Genomic DNA, 17,204 nt, shown 5'->3' on the forward strand with positions numbered 1-17,204 from the left:
AATTAAACTTTTACTTTTTTCCAAAATATAGTATATCCAGCAACTCGTGTTGCTTCCAGACCAAAAGACCTTTTAGTTGCATTTGTATAATAAAAATCACCTGTTGTCCAATAGTCTTTTTTTGCAAAATCATCATTAGGAAGAGAATAAATTGCTTTATTTTTTCCTTTTACCGTTTTGTGTGTATGCGTCCCTTTATCACAACCTTCTTCATGAACCGAGTTATAAGCTAAAGTTGATCCTCTTCTTCCAGTTACTTTACTTTCAAACGAATCATAGAGGCTTTTACTTATTTTTATATAATCATACTCATCAAACTTATTATGACCGTATTTTGTGGTGCTGTCCGGTTTTAAGTCAGTATCAATACCCCAGGCAAGAAAATCTTCGCCATCCCATTGTGTTGCATTATCAGTTGGATCACTTTTAACCTCATCCACATCTCTTAAAAGAGCATCAATTGCCCCTGCTCTGGAATACAAAGAAATGGTATCTTTTTCTGAAGTTTTCATTTCAACCTTATCCTTAGCCTCAACACTGGAATAACTGGAATTTAATAGCTGAAACATTGTTTTTCCAACTCTTTTTGCTTCATTATAATTTGTATGTGCTATGTATAAATATTCTTCTTTTTCTGATGAAAGACCTTCATGTTTAATAATATTACACACTTTCTGGAAATCACTATGTACGATATTCAGCTTTTTAGGGCTTTTATAAATATCTTCTTCCGATCCTTTTCCTTCGCAGGCATATACATCATTTTCATTTCCTTTTTTCTGGCCTTTTACATTTCCTTCGAAACTTCCATTATAGTTATAAAAATAACCATTTATTTTTTCTTTTGATTCAGGTACAGGAGCTCCGGCTGCATCCACGGTTTCCGGCTGATGAATTTGTCCGCTATCGGTAATTTTAATATCTACACCACCATAAGTACAGGGAATGGTACTTTTCTGCAGTAACACGAATTGTTCCTGAGAAAGATAGGTACCTACATCCTGCCAATCTCTTACATTCATCACAGAGGCACATGGTGCTGCCATTTGTGGGCTCTTTTTACAGTTTCCTGTGAAAATTAAACTTTTCGGTCCCCTCTCTTTTACAGTTGCTGTTTTCTTTTCCTGTATTGTAGGAGTATCATAATTCACTTTCATAATACCCTGGGGAACCGTACACAATGTACATTCCAGGGTTGCGGTATCTATTACCACTTTTAAACCATCTTCTACTTTATCCTTCTCTTCGTTTTCAGCACGCTTCTCCTCCATTTTCTTACTATTCTCTGCCTTCATCTGTTCGCTGTCCTGTGTAGAACTCTGGCTCTGAGTTTCCGGAGGTGCAACTTCTCCGCTGTTATTTACCCTATCCATAATAATGAATGTTTTAAATGTAAATTCCGTTTTCTGACTTCTATAAAGCCTTCTTCATACCGATCTCCTCTGCATACGAATAATCCTCTGAAATGGTCTGTTTTTGTATATTCCATGTTTTCAGCAGAGATTTTCAGTATCATTTTTTCACCATCTTTTACGGGGGTCATAATCTCTGTAAATCCATCTGGAGACTGCCTTTTTCTTTTGGTGTCAAATGATCCCAGCAAACCATTGAAAAGCAGCCCAAACATATTATATTCACCTAAAAAATCAATCAATTTCATTTCATCCTCTAATATGCTGCTGATCTGGTTAAAATAATTATCTATGGCTTCACCTTTATGTGTTTTCGATAGCTTAGTCTGAATTTCACCCCATCTTAGGCGCAGAAAAAGCAGATTATCTACCGCTGTTATGTTACCTTCATTATCTACTTTTAATTCCAGTTCATCAAACAAATAACTGATTCTTTTTATCAGTTTCCCCATGGAAGTATCATGATCTGAGAAGTCGAACTCAACCACTAAAATATGAAACCGATGTTCTTCTTTTGCTTTTCCCAAATAATAGACCTCAACTTGTCTGGCATAGCTTTTCATTATTGCATAAACCGGATTTTTCTGTTCTGTGACAATTGTTTCCAGTCTGTATGTTTTCTGATGAAGATTTTGTAATATTCTGAATATCATTCTCCGTATATTCTTCTTTGATAATCATTATTGGGATCCATTCCCATCCAATCTCTGTTTGCTGACCAATGAAGATATTCATGACGCATAATTCTCAATAATTTCTGAGGATGATAGGCTGTAACAACAACCTCCTGCAAGGTTTGTGTTTTGATTATATTACCATCTTTATCTACTGTTTCATCGGAAGGTTTTTCCCATATTGGTTCTGGGTTTTCTGCCCTTTCTCTGGCTCTTTCTTTTTTCTCTTTTTCAAATTCTTCATCTGATTGAAAATTCCACTTTTCTCCACCCGTAAAGACATAATTATGCAAAAGATCTTTTGTGTGAGGCAGATATTGATCATGATCAATAGAATAAGTTGCTTCTGTCTTCGTAATTATCTGATGATCATAAAGATTAACACCAAGTTCTTCCATAAAATGAAGCGGAATATAGCTGTACTCTTTTCTTAAAAAACGTATACCTGTTATTTTACGATACACATTTCCAAAACTTATGGCATTCAGAAATTTATTATTGATTTCGATTTGTTCTTTATAATACCAGTGTTCATCAATCAATTGTTGCCGGCGCTTATTTAAGAACCACAATGGTTTATGATTGGAAGTTTCAATTTCATCAACGGTTTCCATTCCGTTTTCGTAAGCACCGCCAATATCGCAATGGACCCCCGGAAATTCTTTTTCAATACTTCCGGGAAAACGGGTCAGCGAAAAATTTTCACGATGTTCATTGGCTGCCGTAAAGTGAACCGCTCTAAAATAAGATCCGGGATTCTTAAGCTGCAATTGTTCTACATCATCACCAAAGTTATGTTTAGGGCCTAAGACAGAATGTTTCATTCCTTCCCATCCCACACGTCTCAATGCACCCATATCACCAAATTCTTCATATGATGAAACAGTATCATAGACACCAATGAAACGTACATCCAGCTCAATATTTTCCAATTCCTGCTCTGATACAATTTTCTTGCTTAAAAGATAATATCCTAGAAAACCAAATTTTGGCAGTTTACCATTTTTAATATATTTCGGGTCTACTTCCGTATCGTCTTTATCTATCCATATATCTCCATATTCGGGAACCATAACAGGACCTTCGGGAGAATTAAACTGGGTATACCCCACAATTTTCCTTGATTTTTTGATCTCGACATCCTGATTTCTTTTAATTCCATTGATTTCGTAAGCAAAATTCCTTGCTGCTGCGGCTCCACGGCTAAATCCGAAAGTATCAATCGTAATTCTGGTTAATACTTTTTTCCCGCGTTGTTGTTTTTTTAAAGCACCAATCCTGTCAGCAGTCATTTCACATCCCTTTCTCACCTTTCCTCTCACTCCGGTTATACCGGAACCGTACTGAAATCCATCATCCACATCTCTGCTGTTATTCAGTGTACCAATACCTTCCACATAAACACCGTAATTATATTGCTCACAACATTTATACATTCTGGCTACATTGGTATAATCATTACTGAAACTATTATCAACCCCTTGTTTATCCAGCCATCCTCTATGACTGGATTTAAGGTACCGATCGTACTCAGAATCATTATCTGTTATATCTTTATTGTCAAGTTTTTTATATTCTTTTTCCTGTTGTTCCCTTGTTTTTTCAATTGCTTTTTCCTTCTTCAATATATCATCCCTGGAATCTGTACTTTCGATCTTATTCTTGCCATCTCTGTACTTCATTCTTAGTTCGCTGTTCTTCAAATTGTTCAAGGTACCATCAAAGAACACTCCTATTTCCAAATGTATCTCATCTGTAGGAGGTTTAGCATTACCGGTGTTATATACCAAAGTCTTTCCCATAGTATTTTTGTTTTAGAAAACTTCGATCTTATCTGTTTTTATAAATGCTTCTTTACCATTTTCACCTTTCAGGATTATTGTAAAATAGCTATTAGACTCATTCACCTTTACAATAATATTAGCCTTAGTCGAATTAGGATCGTCTCCAAACACAGCTTTAAAAGCTTCAAAACCAGACTTTTCATTCAGATCACAATCTGCTCCATATTTCTTATTATCGGAACCTATAAAATCAAAACCAATGGTTCTGGGTATTGCTCTTAATTCATTCCCTAATAAAGAAATTTTAGCAGCATCAAGCTGTTCCCATTCTCCATTAACAGCGGATACACCAACATCTGTTGATGGATCTAGTTTAGCATTTTCAGGAAGCTCAAAACTAAGCTTCCAACTGTATCTTGTTCTATAGGTATCCCATAAACCGAAAGGAATGGGTTTTCCTTTATTTTTCTCTCTTATTTCAGCAGGAATTACTTTACCATTATTTAATACTTCATCGAGATAATCTTTCCTCCAGAAACGATTTTCATGACTATCCAGCTTGGCAATTTCAGATTCAGGAATTGTCACTTTTTTCCCCTGGTATCGCCCTACTTCCTTCTGAACGCCGACTCCTGCCACCCAAACCACAACTACACCGCCGGGAGCCATTCCCACACCAATCTCGTTATAATTCAAATGTTCGGTTTCACCACTCCCATTCGTTACTTTTACCTGGTAGCCTTTACTGAAATACTCTTTAATTTTAGCGGTATCAATAGCAGTATCAATCATGTAGAACTGGTTTTCCAGATAAGACATCCAGATAAAATCCAGACGGGTGGGTAAACTTTTAAAACCATTTCCCATCCCATGATTAATAGCGCCCCAAACATTTCTTCCGGGAGCTATACCAAAGCCGAGTCCTACCCATTCTCCACCTTCGCATTCTATTCCTCCGTTGTAAACTTCCATAGGATATCCCAAGGGCGCAGAAGTTCCCTCAGTCCATTCATATTTTGTCATAGTTTTAGTTTTTTGATGGTCTTTCTTCTCCTGACATGAAATCTGGATAAAAAATAAAAAGCTTAAGAGATATTGTAATACTTTATTCATTATTGACACCTTTCAGTTCAGCATTTAACTACGCCTGATTATTATATGTTTCTAACCTTTATTCACTTTGGCATCTATTTTTCCAAGCATTTTTGCTACCCCTGAACTTTGCAGTAAAATATCACCATTTTTAGCTTTATGAGTAGTTGTGGAAGTAGTTTCTTTAAGATCGCCTGTTACATTGATCGTTTTATTTTCATTGATCGTCTGCTTATAATTTTTTGAGGTGAATTGATGATTATTGATGATATTGACAGCATTATCATTTCCTACACTCGTTTTCATATCTTTTCCGACGTTGATGGCCAGATCTTCTCCAACATTAAAGGTCATATTCTTAGGAGATGTCACGATAATATTTCCTTTACCATCCATAAAATAATTATTTCCACTTGGATCAATAATATTGACACTTCCTTCCGTATCATTCATTAAAATCCTGATTCCGCTTCTGGTCTGTATCGACTTTAAATGATTATCTACTCCGCCGCCTAAAGCAGTTTCTCCATGAAACATTCCTCCCATTACAAAAGGACGGTCCGGGTGGTTGTGGACAAATCCTACCATTACCTGATCTCCGACTTCCGGGATAGCTACGTAACCTCTGTTCTGTGTAATCTGATCTGTTCCACCGGCATCCGGGGCCATCATTCTGATAAAGTTAGTAGTATCATGAAGCTGCCAGTCAAATCTTACGGTAACCCTTCCTTGTCCAAGCGGGTCAGTATTTGAGATTACAGTTGCAATCTGAGGTTGTGCAATTGGCATGATAAAATCCGGAGTTGGAATATATCCTGTATCTGAAGCAATGGCCTCAAATCTTCCGGAATAACGTCCCAAAGTATCCACTTCATGAACAACCTCTGTCATCATCAGCTTGGTGAAATAAGAGGTTTTATTGGTATCTGTTTTCCGCATATTGATGTCAGCAACACATCCGGGATATAAAAACGGAATGGTAGTTCCTCCGGAAACGGTAAAAACCTCTACGGCTTTACTTCCTGCCGTACTTGTCTGGGAAATAACAACATCCATATCTGTTGCTGCTTTTATGGGGGCAACCTGTAATGATGGAGTTTTGAATATTCCTTCATTATTTTTATAAGCAGTTTTCGCCAGATTACCGACGTGTTTTATAGGAGTTTCTCCGGAAGTCAGCTTAGCATTTGAGCTGCTGTTATATCCGTAAAAATTAGGTTTGATGTGTACTGCTTTCAGCTCTACATTCACATCAGAGACATTACTGCCGTATATTAATTCAAGTGATTTGTTTTGTGGCGGCATATTTCCGAAATGCAGTATTTCACCATCATAATAAAACTGTTCGCCATAGGCTTCTGCCATTCTGCAGAGATAATTATAATGTGTTTCATTATACTGAGCACTGTAAAGGATCTGAGAAGATGCTTTAGCATTGATCTTCACATCAAATTTGCTGCTTTCAATTCCCTGTTTAATCACATCTTCGGCAATGATCCCCATATTTACCGACTTATCTCCCCCAAAACTTTGAGTGTGCGGAGCAGCATCCAATAAAATGGTAGGGCTGTATCCTTTTAGTACGATATTTCCAAGACTGTGATTTTCCTGGCTGAACCCCACTTTGGTGATCACACCTACAAAGGTTCTTTCCGGGCTACCTTCTACATCTTTATATTTAAAAACAACGGTTAATCGTTTTCCTAAAAACTGCTGAGCCTCTTCCAGGTCATGGTTTTGTACTCCTTCTAAAGTATCATGTGCTAATGTAAGTTCAAAATTATGGTGTTTTTTTACGCTCTGCTGTAAACGGAAGTGCTTGAAGTGCTTTATCATTTTACCTTCAATCACGATATCCAGTTTCACCACACGGTTGATTCCAGGAATATGATTCTCCGAAATCTTTTCGGAATTCGAGATGTTTTTGTTCATATTATGTAGAGTGTTTGGTGAGGTTTTTATTTTGATAAAAAATCTAAAACAAATGACCTTTATATAAAGTTATAAATTTTTTACAATATAAAATTTACGTTTATTAGCTTTATATTAAAAATTATAGCATTTTTTTCATTTCCATTAGTAGGAAATAATTAGTGACAAAAAAACAGAACAGTATTCCGTATGACGGATGTACCATTCTGTTTTTATATCTAAGTGATTGTTAAAGGATCTTATCCATTAGATGAAGGCCAAGCTCCATGGTAAGAAGACGTTCCAAGATCAATTTGCTCTGCACTTATCACAAAGCTGATGTACATACTGTTTTCATCTACTGCATCAAAGTCTACTTCGTGCTGGATTACGTAACCGTTTTCCCATTTCAATGTTGTTAATGTACCTTCTTCATGAGATTTGTTGAAGGTAACTTCTCCTACCGTAGGCTTGTATTTACCATTCAATAAACTTTCAAGGATGTCAGATTTTTCAGTAGCTTCTACTGTAATTTTGATCAATGCATTGGAAGGATCTGATGCTACACGTCCTGAAACGTCTGTAGCTCTTGACACGCTGTAATTAAGCTTTAATAATTTCTGTCCTTCTCCGTTGTTGAATTTTAAGATTCCTCTTGAATTTCTTTCTGCCATGATTGTAAATTTTAATCGTTAATATTTTGTGATTTGATGTTGATTATGTCACCAAATTTAGATGTATTTATATTAACAAAATACACTTTTACTAAAAATCTGAAAAAGTGTAGTATTTTTACGACTAACACTTGTTAGGTAAAATATACACTGTAAATCAAAAACTTACTATCGACAAAAGAGAAATAAAGGTTTATTAGAAATATAAAAAATTGCTATTTCCAGGTATAGTTAAGATAAAATTGAGTTTGGAAAAAATTAAAAGTTCTATTCTACATTAACTCCAAATACATGCCCTACCAATGCCGTAATTCCCATCGCTACCGTTCCCCAGAAACAGATTCTCAATACCGCTATTTTAATGCTTGAACCTCCGGTTTTGGCTGAAATTGCTCCTAAAAGCATAAGAAATAGAATAGAACATCCATATTGGAAATATACCATTTGATGAATAGGCGCTACAAGAGAAACTGTAAACGGAAGCAGAGCCCCTACTGCAAACGATCCGAATGAAGCGATAGCTGCCTGTAAAGGTTTGGCCTGTGTTATTTCATTGATTCCCAACTCGTCTCTGGCATGTGCTCCCAAAGCGTCGTGCTCGGTAAGTTCTGTGGCCACCAGCAATGCGGTTTCCTTACTGCACCCTCTTCTTTCGTAAATTTTTGCCAGTTCTCTGAGTTCTACTTCCGGCATTTGTTCAAGTTCTCGTTTTTCACGCATCAGATCGGCTTTTTCCGTATCTTCCTGTGAACTTACAGAGACATATTCACCAGCTGCCATAGACATTGCTCCCGCAATCATTCCAGCTAAAGCCGCTAAAATAATGATATCACGTTCCGGCTCTGCTGCTGCCACTCCTATTACGATACTTGTAGTAGATAATAATCCGTCATTGGCACCTAATACCGCCGCCCGAAGCCAGCCCACCCTGTTTACATAATGTTTCTCCAACTGATGATGCATAATAATAAAATATTTTATTTAAAGTAAAAAGCAGAAGGCTGAAAGAGAGAAACCATTAGGCTTATTAATTAGCAGTTTTTAATTTTTTACTTTCACTTACAGCATGCTGCCCAAAATCTTTTTTAAGAATCTCAGTTAAAGTTACCCAATCTTTTTTCAAGAATGATTTTAAATTACGTTCATGTTATTGTGGATAAAACCTCATCTGCTCAAAAATATAATTGGGGTTTGTTCTTAGTAAATCAATCAGCTGCTTCAGCTCAGATTCTTCCCAGGTCTTCTGGAACATTTCATCATGAATAAGCATCACCACATTATTCCGGGTAAATGCCTTATCTGATGTACACAACCTCTGAACCGCCGCATACATTTCATCTACAGTCTGAATCGGAGTTCCGTCACTAGGATGGTGCTGCCATTCCACATCCCAGCCAACCACTTTATATCCAAGGGCAGCCAGCTGATCTGCTGTCTGAATACCATTGGTCACATCATTTTTTGATCTTCCTCCCAATCTCCACATATTTCGTCCCGGAAGACGTACGATTTTATAGGGAAGCTTCAACAAAATCTGATTGTACTGAATATCTTTTACGGATTTATCTACGTCATTATAAAATGCTTCATAATGATCATTGGCATGGGTAAAACTATGGTTGTATTCGTCAATGTAGGGATTCTGATCATAATATTTAGCGTAAGTATCCATCTGCTTGTCTTTAATAACATGCTCTCCTACCATGAAAACACTGATCTTAATCTTTTCTTTCAAAATAATATCATTGATGTTCTCACTTCCATTCAACGGGCCATCATCGAAAGTAAGGTAGATATAACATTTATCTGATGAGGGAATTATTTTCTGTGAATACAATATGTTTCCTAACATTAAAAAAAATCCGGTAAGGGTAATAAATAGTCTATCCATAATGTGTGATTTATCTGCAAATATAATAAGGAACAAAGAAATGACAGGCTTTATATTATTAAATTTCACAAGTTAATACCCTATGAATCAAATCATAAATCATTGAATGCGCCTCTTCTTATTCGGAAATTCCTGTTTTCTTATCTTTGCACCTTAGATTCCGACAACAAATTTCAATGAGTTTATTATATATCAACTGGGATATCAATCCCGAAATTGCCAATATTTTAGGAATTCCTTTAAAATATTACGGCCTTTTATTTCTTACAGGTCTTGTTTTATGTTTAAACATTCTAAAACGCATTTATAAGAAAGAGAACCTAAGCTCACAGGCACACGAGGCTTTATTTTCCTATGCTTTGATAGGAATTCTGGTAGGTGCTAGACTTGGACACTGTATTTTTTATGATTTTGATTATTATTCCCAGCATCCGCTTGAAATCTTTTTACCTATTCAGAGAGGTCCGGATGGAGCTTATCACTTTACAGGTTTTGCCGGACTGGCGAGCCACGGCGGAGGAATCGGACTGGTAATCATGCTGCTTTTGTATGCCAGAAAGTTTTCCATTCCTTTCATGACTGTGCTCGATGCCATTGCTATCGTACTTCCGCTGGGCGGTACTTTTATCAGGCTGGCCAACCTTATGAATTCTGAAATCATAGGTGTTCCTACAAATGTTCCCTGGGCATTTGTATTCCGCCAGGTGGATGATCTGCCGAGACACCCTGCCCAGCTTTATGAAGCCATCTCTTATGCCATTATTTTCCTGTTTATCTACTTCATATATAAGAAAAACATATTTAAAATAGGGAGAGGATTTTATTTTGGAATCAGCATCCTCCTTATTTTTATCATGAGAATATTGATCGAATTCATAAAGGTGGATCAGGTTGAATTTGAACACGGAATGATTTTGAATATGGGACAGATTCTCAGTATTCCTTTCGTACTTCTGGGGCTATTCTTCATTATCAAAAGTATGTTGGAAAAAGAGAAAATGAAAACGGTATAATTTCCGGTTATCCTTATTACAACAAAGCTGTTTAAACAATATAAGTATATAAGGTTGTTACTCTTGTTAAATAAAAAACTCACTGAAAGTTGTTTTTCAGTGAGTTTCTTTTTTAAAGAATTATAATGATTATCTTGTTGTATATCCACCATTAGCAAAGATGGTCTGTCCGGTGATCCACCACCCGTCAGTTACCAAAAATTCTACTAGCGGAGCGATATCTTTAATATCGGTAAGCCCGCCCAGTGCTGATGCGGATTTATGGTAGGCTACGGCATCATCAGTTTCCTGTCCATAGAAAAAAGGAGTATCCATCGGCCCTGGTGCCACTGCGGTTACAGAAATTCCTCTGGCCCCAAATTCTTTGGATGCAGCTCTTGTAAAATGCTCTACAGGGGCTTTTGCTCCTGCATACGTGGAATAAAGGCCTGTATAAGCTGCTAATAATGAAGTAACAATAGTACAGATCTTACCATGATCATTGAGCTTTTTCCCTGCTTCCTGCAAGAAGAAATAGGCAGATTTTGAATTCACATTGAACATCGTATCATATTCTGCTTCTGTGGTTTCGGCAAACGGCTTTTTCAAGACCATCCCTACTGTGTTGATTGCAACATCAACCCCTCCGAAACGGGAAATAGTTTCGTCAAAGAATTTAGTAACATTTTCTACTTTGGTAAGATCTCCCTGAAACAGAAACGCTTCCGCTCCCAAAGCCTGTACTTCTGCAAGTGTTTTTTCACTTTCCACCCTTGAACTTTCACTGTTGTAGTGGATCGCCAGCTTTGCACCTTTAGCAGCAAAATCTCTGCTTAATAATCCTCCCAGGTTTTTACCTCCTCCTGCAATTAAAACAACTTTTCCTTTTACATTTTGTGTTGACATTATTTTTATTTTTAAATGTTAATGAAGCAAAGATGGATAATAAAAGCTATCCCAGCATGGTGAAATTTTCGGTTTTTTATTATACTAATTAGAGCTTACTGGTTAAAGATATTACTCAATATCAAATTTCTGGCTTGATAATAAAAGTTTAAACCATTTTTATTGTCAGAAAAAATGAAACAAAAAATATAAACAAGATTTTTTAATACAACTCTATTGGCCAGTCAGATACAGCTTTTAAGACGATCAAATATTAAACAATTATTAATAATTCTCTATCATCTTTAAACTTTAGGCATAACATTTGATGCTTATCCACCCGTATTATTATACACCACATCATTCTAATATATTTTTTTATAATCCTCGGTCCGCTGGGGATTTTTTTGTACGGTTTCTAAAGTAAGCAGTATATTTATGTTAAAACCATTTCTGATAATCAATCATTTAAAACTGTATTATTCATTTTATTGTTGTATATTTGCATATTAAATAACTAAGTCACTACTTTGTTTTCTGTAACGACCGGAATATTTTTATTCAGTCTTTGCTTTTTGAGCAGCCATATTTTTAACTTTTATTCTTCTATTAAGAACAATACTTGTCGGAATTTTAAAGCTCTGTATGATTGGAGACCTCCAAGACAGAAAACATCGGCAGGCTTTACAGGTCTAAGGCAGACCGGATTGAATCAATTAATTTATAGAAACTAAATACTAAACATAATTTATGGCAGATTCTTTTTCTAAAAAGGAAAATTTCAAGAAAAAAATTCAAAAGCAAAAAGAAAAGGCGCTGAGACGCGAAGAACGTAAAACGAACAACAACAAAGGAAAGGATATGGAGGACGTATTCATGTATGTAGATGAATTCGGAAGGTTAACTTCTACTCCGCCTGAACAAAGACAGGAAGTAAACCTTGATGATATTCAACTGGGTGCAGCTCCTATTATTGAGGAAGATCCAAGAAAAACAGGAATTGTTACTTTCCTGAGTGAAAAAGGTTATGGTTTTATTACCGAAGATAATACTAAGGAGAATATCTTCTTCCACAACAACAACTGTGCAGAACCTGTAAAAAAAGGGAACAAGGTTTCTTTTGAAAAAGAGAAGTCTCCAAAAGGATTTTCTGCGGTTGAAATCCAGATTGTCAAATAAAATCTGATCTACAAGATATCTTCTGTTAACTGAAGATATGTATGTTTTAAATAATACAGAAAGCCACCTTTTCAGGTGGCTTTCTTCATACATCGTAAAAAATAAAAATGGGCCGGTTTAAAAACCGGCAAAAGAGTATTGTAAATTATTCTAATTTTCCTCCCAACGCTTTAAACAACAGAACATTATTTCTTGTATTCTGATGTTGAAACTGAAGCAGATCAAGCTCCGCTGTAAGTTTACTTTTCTGGGAATTGATCAATTCAAAATAATTGGCATATCCTGTCAGATAAAGATCATTGGAAACCTCCACACCACGGTCAAGAAAACCAACCTCTTCGGATTTCAGTTTCAGCATACGCTCATAGATCTTAGTTTGTTTTAAAATAGACTGAAGTTCATTAAAAGCTGTGGTTACACTTTTCTGATAATTTAAAAAGGCTATTTCCTGCTCTTTACTTGCTACTTTAAATTCATATTTCAGCTGTCCTTTATTAAAAACAGGAACCATTAATCCTCCCAGCAGCTGCCCTGCCAATGAACTCGGCTTGAAAAATGTTTCTACGGAAAAGGAATTCAGTCCGAAACCTGCACCAAGATCAATCTTAGGATAAAAAGCGGCCCGTGCAGCCTTTGCATCAGCTTGTGAAGCTTCCAGCACATAATAATTGGAGGCTACATCCGGTCTGGAATGAATAACATTTTCTACATTGATGGTCTTATTGAGAACTTCCATATTGGTAGGCATTAGTATTTTGCCACGTTTTACATCACCTCCATAGCTTCCGGTAAGGGTAGTGATCGCTTGTTCTACGGTTACGATCTCTACTTTAATATGTTCAATCTCTGCCAGCCAGTTGTTATTCTGAGCCTTAAACTGCTGTACAGCAAGCTCTGTGGCTTTTCCCACTTCACGTTGTGCTAAAACGATTTCAAATGCTCTCTGCTGGAGTTTATAGTTTTTCTGATAAATCTCCAAACGATTATCGAGAGCAACCAGCTGATAATAGAGGTTCGCAATATCTGTGAAAAGTTCTACCTGCAGTAATCTAAGTCCTTCCGTAGAAGCCAGGTATTTTTTTTGGGCAGCAATCTTCTTATTTTTGAGTTTTCCCCAGGCATCAATTTCCCAGCTACTTCTGGCTCCTAGCCAATAATTGGGGGTAAAATTACGGTTGATCTTCTGATCTTCGGTAATATTGGGTGAAAGGTTTGTATCATAGTTTCCAACCCCTTCCATTGTATATTTCCCATATCGATTTCCGGAAGCTTCTACTCCTACCTCCAGAGAAGGAAGCAGATCCATTTTTGATCTTTGAAGAAAACTATTGGCTATTTCTACTCTTTGCTGCGCAATCTGGAAATCAGGATTAGCCTGAACCACTTTATCAAAAAGGCCAAGCAGATGCTGATCTGTAAAATACGCTTTCAGATTGAGCTGCTGAAATTCATCTGTAGGGGTATTTTTTTCAGTTTTAATGGCCTCATGCGGTAGTGTCTGTGCCTTTTTCAGTTCAGTTACTTTTGGAACGGCACAGGAAACAAGGCTCAAAGCAGCAATTCCATACCATACATTTCTATGATTTAATCTTTTCATCTTTCTTCTTATTTTCAAGTTTTGCAAAGAATATATACAGTCCAGGAATGACTACCAGTCCGAAAATAGTTCCTATCAACATTCCTCCAGCCGCCGCTGTACCGATAGAACGGTTACCAATTGCACCAGCCCCTGATGCTATACATAAAGGAATAAGCCCTGCTACAAAAGCAAAGGAAGTCATCAGGATTGGTCTCAGACGCTGTCTGGCTCCTTCAATTGCAGCCGGAATGATATCAAAGCCCTGTTTGTTTCTTGCTACAGCAAATTCCACAATCAGAATGGCATTTTTAGCTAGAAGCCCAATCAGCATTACTAAAGCTACCTGTGCATAGATATTATTATCCAATCCTGCCAGCACCAATGCGATATAAGATCCGAAAATACCTGTCGGAAGGCTTAATAGCACAGGCATCGGAAGAAGGAAGCTCTCATATTGAGCTGCTAATAAAAGGTAAACAAACAGAAGACAGATCAGGAAAATATAAACAGTCTGGTTTCCTGACAGGATTTCTTCTCTCGTCATCCCTGACCATTCAATATCAAATCCTCTTGGGAGTGTCTCTTTTGCCACACGTTCTACGGCAGCAATAGCATCTCCAGAACTGTAACCGTCTGCCGGTTCTCCATTAATCATTGCTGACATATACATATTGTACCTCGTCAATACTTCGGGACCGTACACCTTCTCTATCGTAATGAATGTTGAGAAAGGAACCATTTCACCCTTATCATTTTTTAAATATAGATTCAAAATACTTTCAGGGGTGTCTCTATGTTCCGGACTTGCCTGAACCATTACTTTATACATCTGGCTGAAACGGATAAAATTAGTAGCATAATATGATCCCAGCATCGTCTGCAGCGTTGACATTGCATTGTCTACCGATACTCCTTTCTTCGCAGCCATATCATAATCCACATTAATCATATATTGAGGAAACGTAGCATCGAAACTGGTAAAACTGTTCTGCAGCTCTGGAGCTTCGTTCAGTTTTTTCACAAAGTCTTTGGTTATTTTATCTGTATTCTCGATGGTTCCACCTGTTCTATCTAATAAACGCAATTCAAAACCACTGGTATTTCCGAATCCGGGAACGGTAGGCGGAGCAAAAATTTCAATCTGAGCATCTGCAATTCCTTTTGTTTTATCTGAAAGTTCTGTGATCAGATCATTGACTGAAATACTTCTTTCTTTCCAGTCTTTAAGATTAATCATCGCCATTCCGTAAGATGAACCTGCGATTTCTGTCACAATACTGTATCCGGCAAGGGTTGTTACGTTTTCCACGCCTTTTATTTTCTTTGCAATTACCGTTACTTCATCCAGCACTTTTTCAGTTCTTTCTACGGTTGCTCCCTGTGGAGTGGTTACACTTACGTATACCATTCCCTGATCCTCCATCGGGATAAAGCCTGTTGGCAGGAATTTGCTGGTCACAAAAGTAAGTCCGATGAATAGGAACAGTAATCCAAAAGTAATGGTGGTTCTTGTTGCAAATTTTGACAGTATTCCCACATAACTATTGGTTAATCTGTCAAAGCCTGTATTAAAGCTCTGGAAGAAGCGGTCCACAATTGTTTTCTTCTTATGGTGATCATGCGGTTTTAAAATAATAGCACAAAGCGCCGGTGTAAGTGTTAATGCATTCACTCCTGAAATAACGATACTGATTGCCAGTGTTAATGAAAACTGTCTGTAAAAAACACCTACCGGGCCATCAAGGAAAGCCACCGGAATAAATACTGCAGACATTACAATGGTGATAGCTACTACCGCTCCTGCAATTTCTTTGGTTGCACTAATGGTAGCATCCATCGCATTCATACCTTCTTCCATCTTTACGTGGACGGCTTCTACGACGACAATGGCATTATCTACTACAATTCCGATTGCTAAAACCAATGCAAAAAGGGTGAGTAAGTTCACTGAGAAATCCAGCATATTCATGAAGGCAAAAGTTCCTACAAGAGCTACCGGAACAGCCAGTACGGGGATTAGCGTAGAACGCCAGTCCTGAAGGAATATAAACACTACAATTCCTACCAGGATAAAGGCTTCGATAAGGGTTGTAAGTACCGCACTGATAGAGGCATCCAAGAATCTGGAAACATCATAAGCCATGTTATATTCCATCCCCGGAGGGAAAGAAGTCACTTTCAGCTCTTCCATTTTAGCTTTTACACTTTCAATTACTTCAGAAGCATTGGAACCGGGACGCTGTTTCATCATGATAGATGCGGAAGGTCTTCCGTCTGTTTTGGAAACCATTCCGTAATTCATAGCCCCAAATTCTACTTTGGCGATATCTTTCAGTTTTAAGATCGTTCCATCTACATCAGATCTGATAGGAACTTCCTCATATTGTTTAGGCTCAAAAAACTTCCCTTTGTATTTAATCACATATTGAAGCTGGCTGGAGGTTTTCCCTGATGTTTCACCTACTTTTCCGGGCGCTGCCGAAATATTCTGCTTTTGTAAGGAAGTAATAACTTCGTCTGCCGAAATATTGTAAGCCGCCATCTTCTGCGGATCAAGCCACACTCTCATTGAGTATTCTTTCTGTCCCATAATCTCGGCACGTCCTACTCCATCAATACGTTTCAACTCCTGAAGGACATTGATATCCGTAAAGTTGTAAATAAACTGCTCATCCTGGCTCGGATCTGTACTCGTAATGTTGAGGTACATCAGCATACTGTTTACCTCTTTTTCTGTAGTTACCCCTGCTCTGATTACTTCTTCAGGAAGTTCATCAAGAATTGTGGTTACCCTGTTCTGAACGTTCACCGCTGCTACATCAGGATCTGTTCCTACTTCAAAAAATACCTGAATAAGGGTAAGCCCGTCATTGGAAGTTACCGTAGACATATACGTCATTCCGGGAACTCCATTGATTGCACGTTCCAAAGGAAGAGCTACCGCATTAGCGGATACTTCGGCATTAGCTCCGGTATATTTCGCTGTTACGGTTACCGAAGGAGGTACAATATCCGGAAACTGGGTAATCGGCATCTTTAGTAAAGCCATAATTCCCAGCAATACAAATAATATGGAAATAACCAACGAAAGAACCTTTCGTCTTATAAACATTTCTACCATTGTAAATTGA

Annotated in this window: 13 protein-coding genes; 2 read left to right on the plus strand and 11 right to left on the minus strand. The window is 37.4% G+C overall.

The genetic code is table 11. The features are described from left to right. Positions 1-2 precede the first annotated feature (2 nt). The 8 genes from F3J23_RS15665 to F3J23_RS15700 form a co-directional block, all read right to left on the minus strand. Positions 3-1,373: a DUF4280 domain-containing protein gene (locus F3J23_RS15665; protein WP_167031029.1), complete on the minus strand. Its 1,371-nt coding sequence runs from the start codon at positions 1,371-1,373 to the stop codon at positions 3-5. After that, the gene (locus F3J23_RS15670) at positions 1,361-2,065 is read right to left on the minus strand and encodes a hypothetical protein (protein WP_167031032.1); all 705 of its coding nucleotides are present in this window, start codon (positions 2,063-2,065) and stop codon (positions 1,361-1,363) included. The genes F3J23_RS15665 and F3J23_RS15670 overlap by 13 nt, the downstream gene beginning before the upstream one ends. Next, positions 2,062-3,888, minus strand: coding sequence for a phospholipase effector Tle1 domain-containing protein (locus F3J23_RS15675; protein ID WP_167031035.1), 1,827 nt, complete (start codon positions 3,886-3,888; stop codon positions 2,062-2,064). The genes F3J23_RS15670 and F3J23_RS15675 overlap by 4 nt, the downstream gene beginning before the upstream one ends. A 12-nt stretch (positions 3,889-3,900) precedes the next feature. Beyond that, positions 3,901-4,983: a DUF2931 family protein gene (locus F3J23_RS15680; RefSeq protein WP_167031039.1), complete on the minus strand. Its 1,083-nt coding sequence runs from the start codon at positions 4,981-4,983 to the stop codon at positions 3,901-3,903. A gap of 51 nt (positions 4,984-5,034) precedes the next feature. Continuing rightward, positions 5,035-6,894, minus strand: a complete 1,860-nt coding sequence (locus F3J23_RS15685; RefSeq protein ID WP_167031041.1) for a type VI secretion system Vgr family protein — start codon at positions 6,892-6,894, stop codon at positions 5,035-5,037. A 239-nt stretch (positions 6,895-7,133) separates the two neighbouring features. Next, positions 7,134-7,547, minus strand: a complete 414-nt coding sequence (gene tssD / locus F3J23_RS15690) for a type VI secretion system tube protein TssD (RefSeq protein ID WP_167031044.1) — start codon at positions 7,545-7,547, stop codon at positions 7,134-7,136. Between the two features lie 267 nt (positions 7,548-7,814). Then, a complete protein-coding gene (locus F3J23_RS15695) occupies positions 7,815-8,510 on the minus strand; it encodes a VIT family protein (protein WP_167031047.1) in 696 nt (231 codons plus the stop codon). A 184-nt stretch (positions 8,511-8,694) separates the two neighbouring features. Next, complete coding sequence (locus tag F3J23_RS15700; RefSeq protein WP_167031050.1) at positions 8,695-9,438, minus strand: polysaccharide deacetylase family protein; 744 nt, start codon at positions 9,436-9,438, stop codon at positions 8,695-8,697. A 176-nt stretch (positions 9,439-9,614) separates the two neighbouring features. On the opposite strand from F3J23_RS15700, the gene lgt reads away from it, so the two are divergent. Next, positions 9,615-10,451 carry a prolipoprotein diacylglyceryl transferase gene (lgt, locus tag F3J23_RS15705; RefSeq protein ID WP_167031053.1) on the plus strand — a complete coding sequence of 279 codons (837 nt, stop codon included), beginning with the start codon at positions 9,615-9,617 and terminating at the stop codon, positions 10,449-10,451. A gap of 129 nt (positions 10,452-10,580) precedes the next feature. Here the strand turns inward: lgt and F3J23_RS15710 are convergent, their stop codons facing one another. After that, positions 10,581-11,336 carry an SDR family oxidoreductase gene (locus tag F3J23_RS15710; RefSeq protein WP_167031056.1) on the minus strand — a complete coding sequence of 252 codons (756 nt, stop codon included), beginning with the start codon at positions 11,334-11,336 and terminating at the stop codon, positions 10,581-10,583. Positions 11,337-12,065: 729 nt separating this feature from the next. On the opposite strand from F3J23_RS15710, the gene F3J23_RS15715 reads away from it, so the two are divergent. After that, a complete protein-coding gene (locus F3J23_RS15715) occupies positions 12,066-12,494 on the plus strand; it encodes a cold shock domain-containing protein (protein ID WP_065396973.1) in 429 nt (142 codons plus the stop codon). Between the two features lie 145 nt (positions 12,495-12,639). Here the strand turns inward: F3J23_RS15715 and F3J23_RS15720 are convergent, their stop codons facing one another. Continuing rightward, positions 12,640-14,091: a TolC family protein gene (locus F3J23_RS15720; RefSeq protein ID WP_167031059.1), complete on the minus strand. Its 1,452-nt coding sequence runs from the start codon at positions 14,089-14,091 to the stop codon at positions 12,640-12,642. Continuing rightward, the gene (locus F3J23_RS15725; protein WP_167031062.1) at positions 14,072-17,194 is read right to left on the minus strand and encodes an efflux RND transporter permease subunit; all 3,123 of its coding nucleotides are present in this window, start codon (positions 17,192-17,194) and stop codon (positions 14,072-14,074) included. The genes F3J23_RS15720 and F3J23_RS15725 overlap by 20 nt, the downstream gene beginning before the upstream one ends. Positions 17,195-17,204 lie beyond the last annotated feature (10 nt).

It is taken from the genome of Chryseobacterium sp. Tr-659, assembly GCF_011752975.1.
Taxonomy (GTDB): Bacteria; Bacteroidota; Bacteroidia; order Flavobacteriales; family Weeksellaceae; genus Chryseobacterium.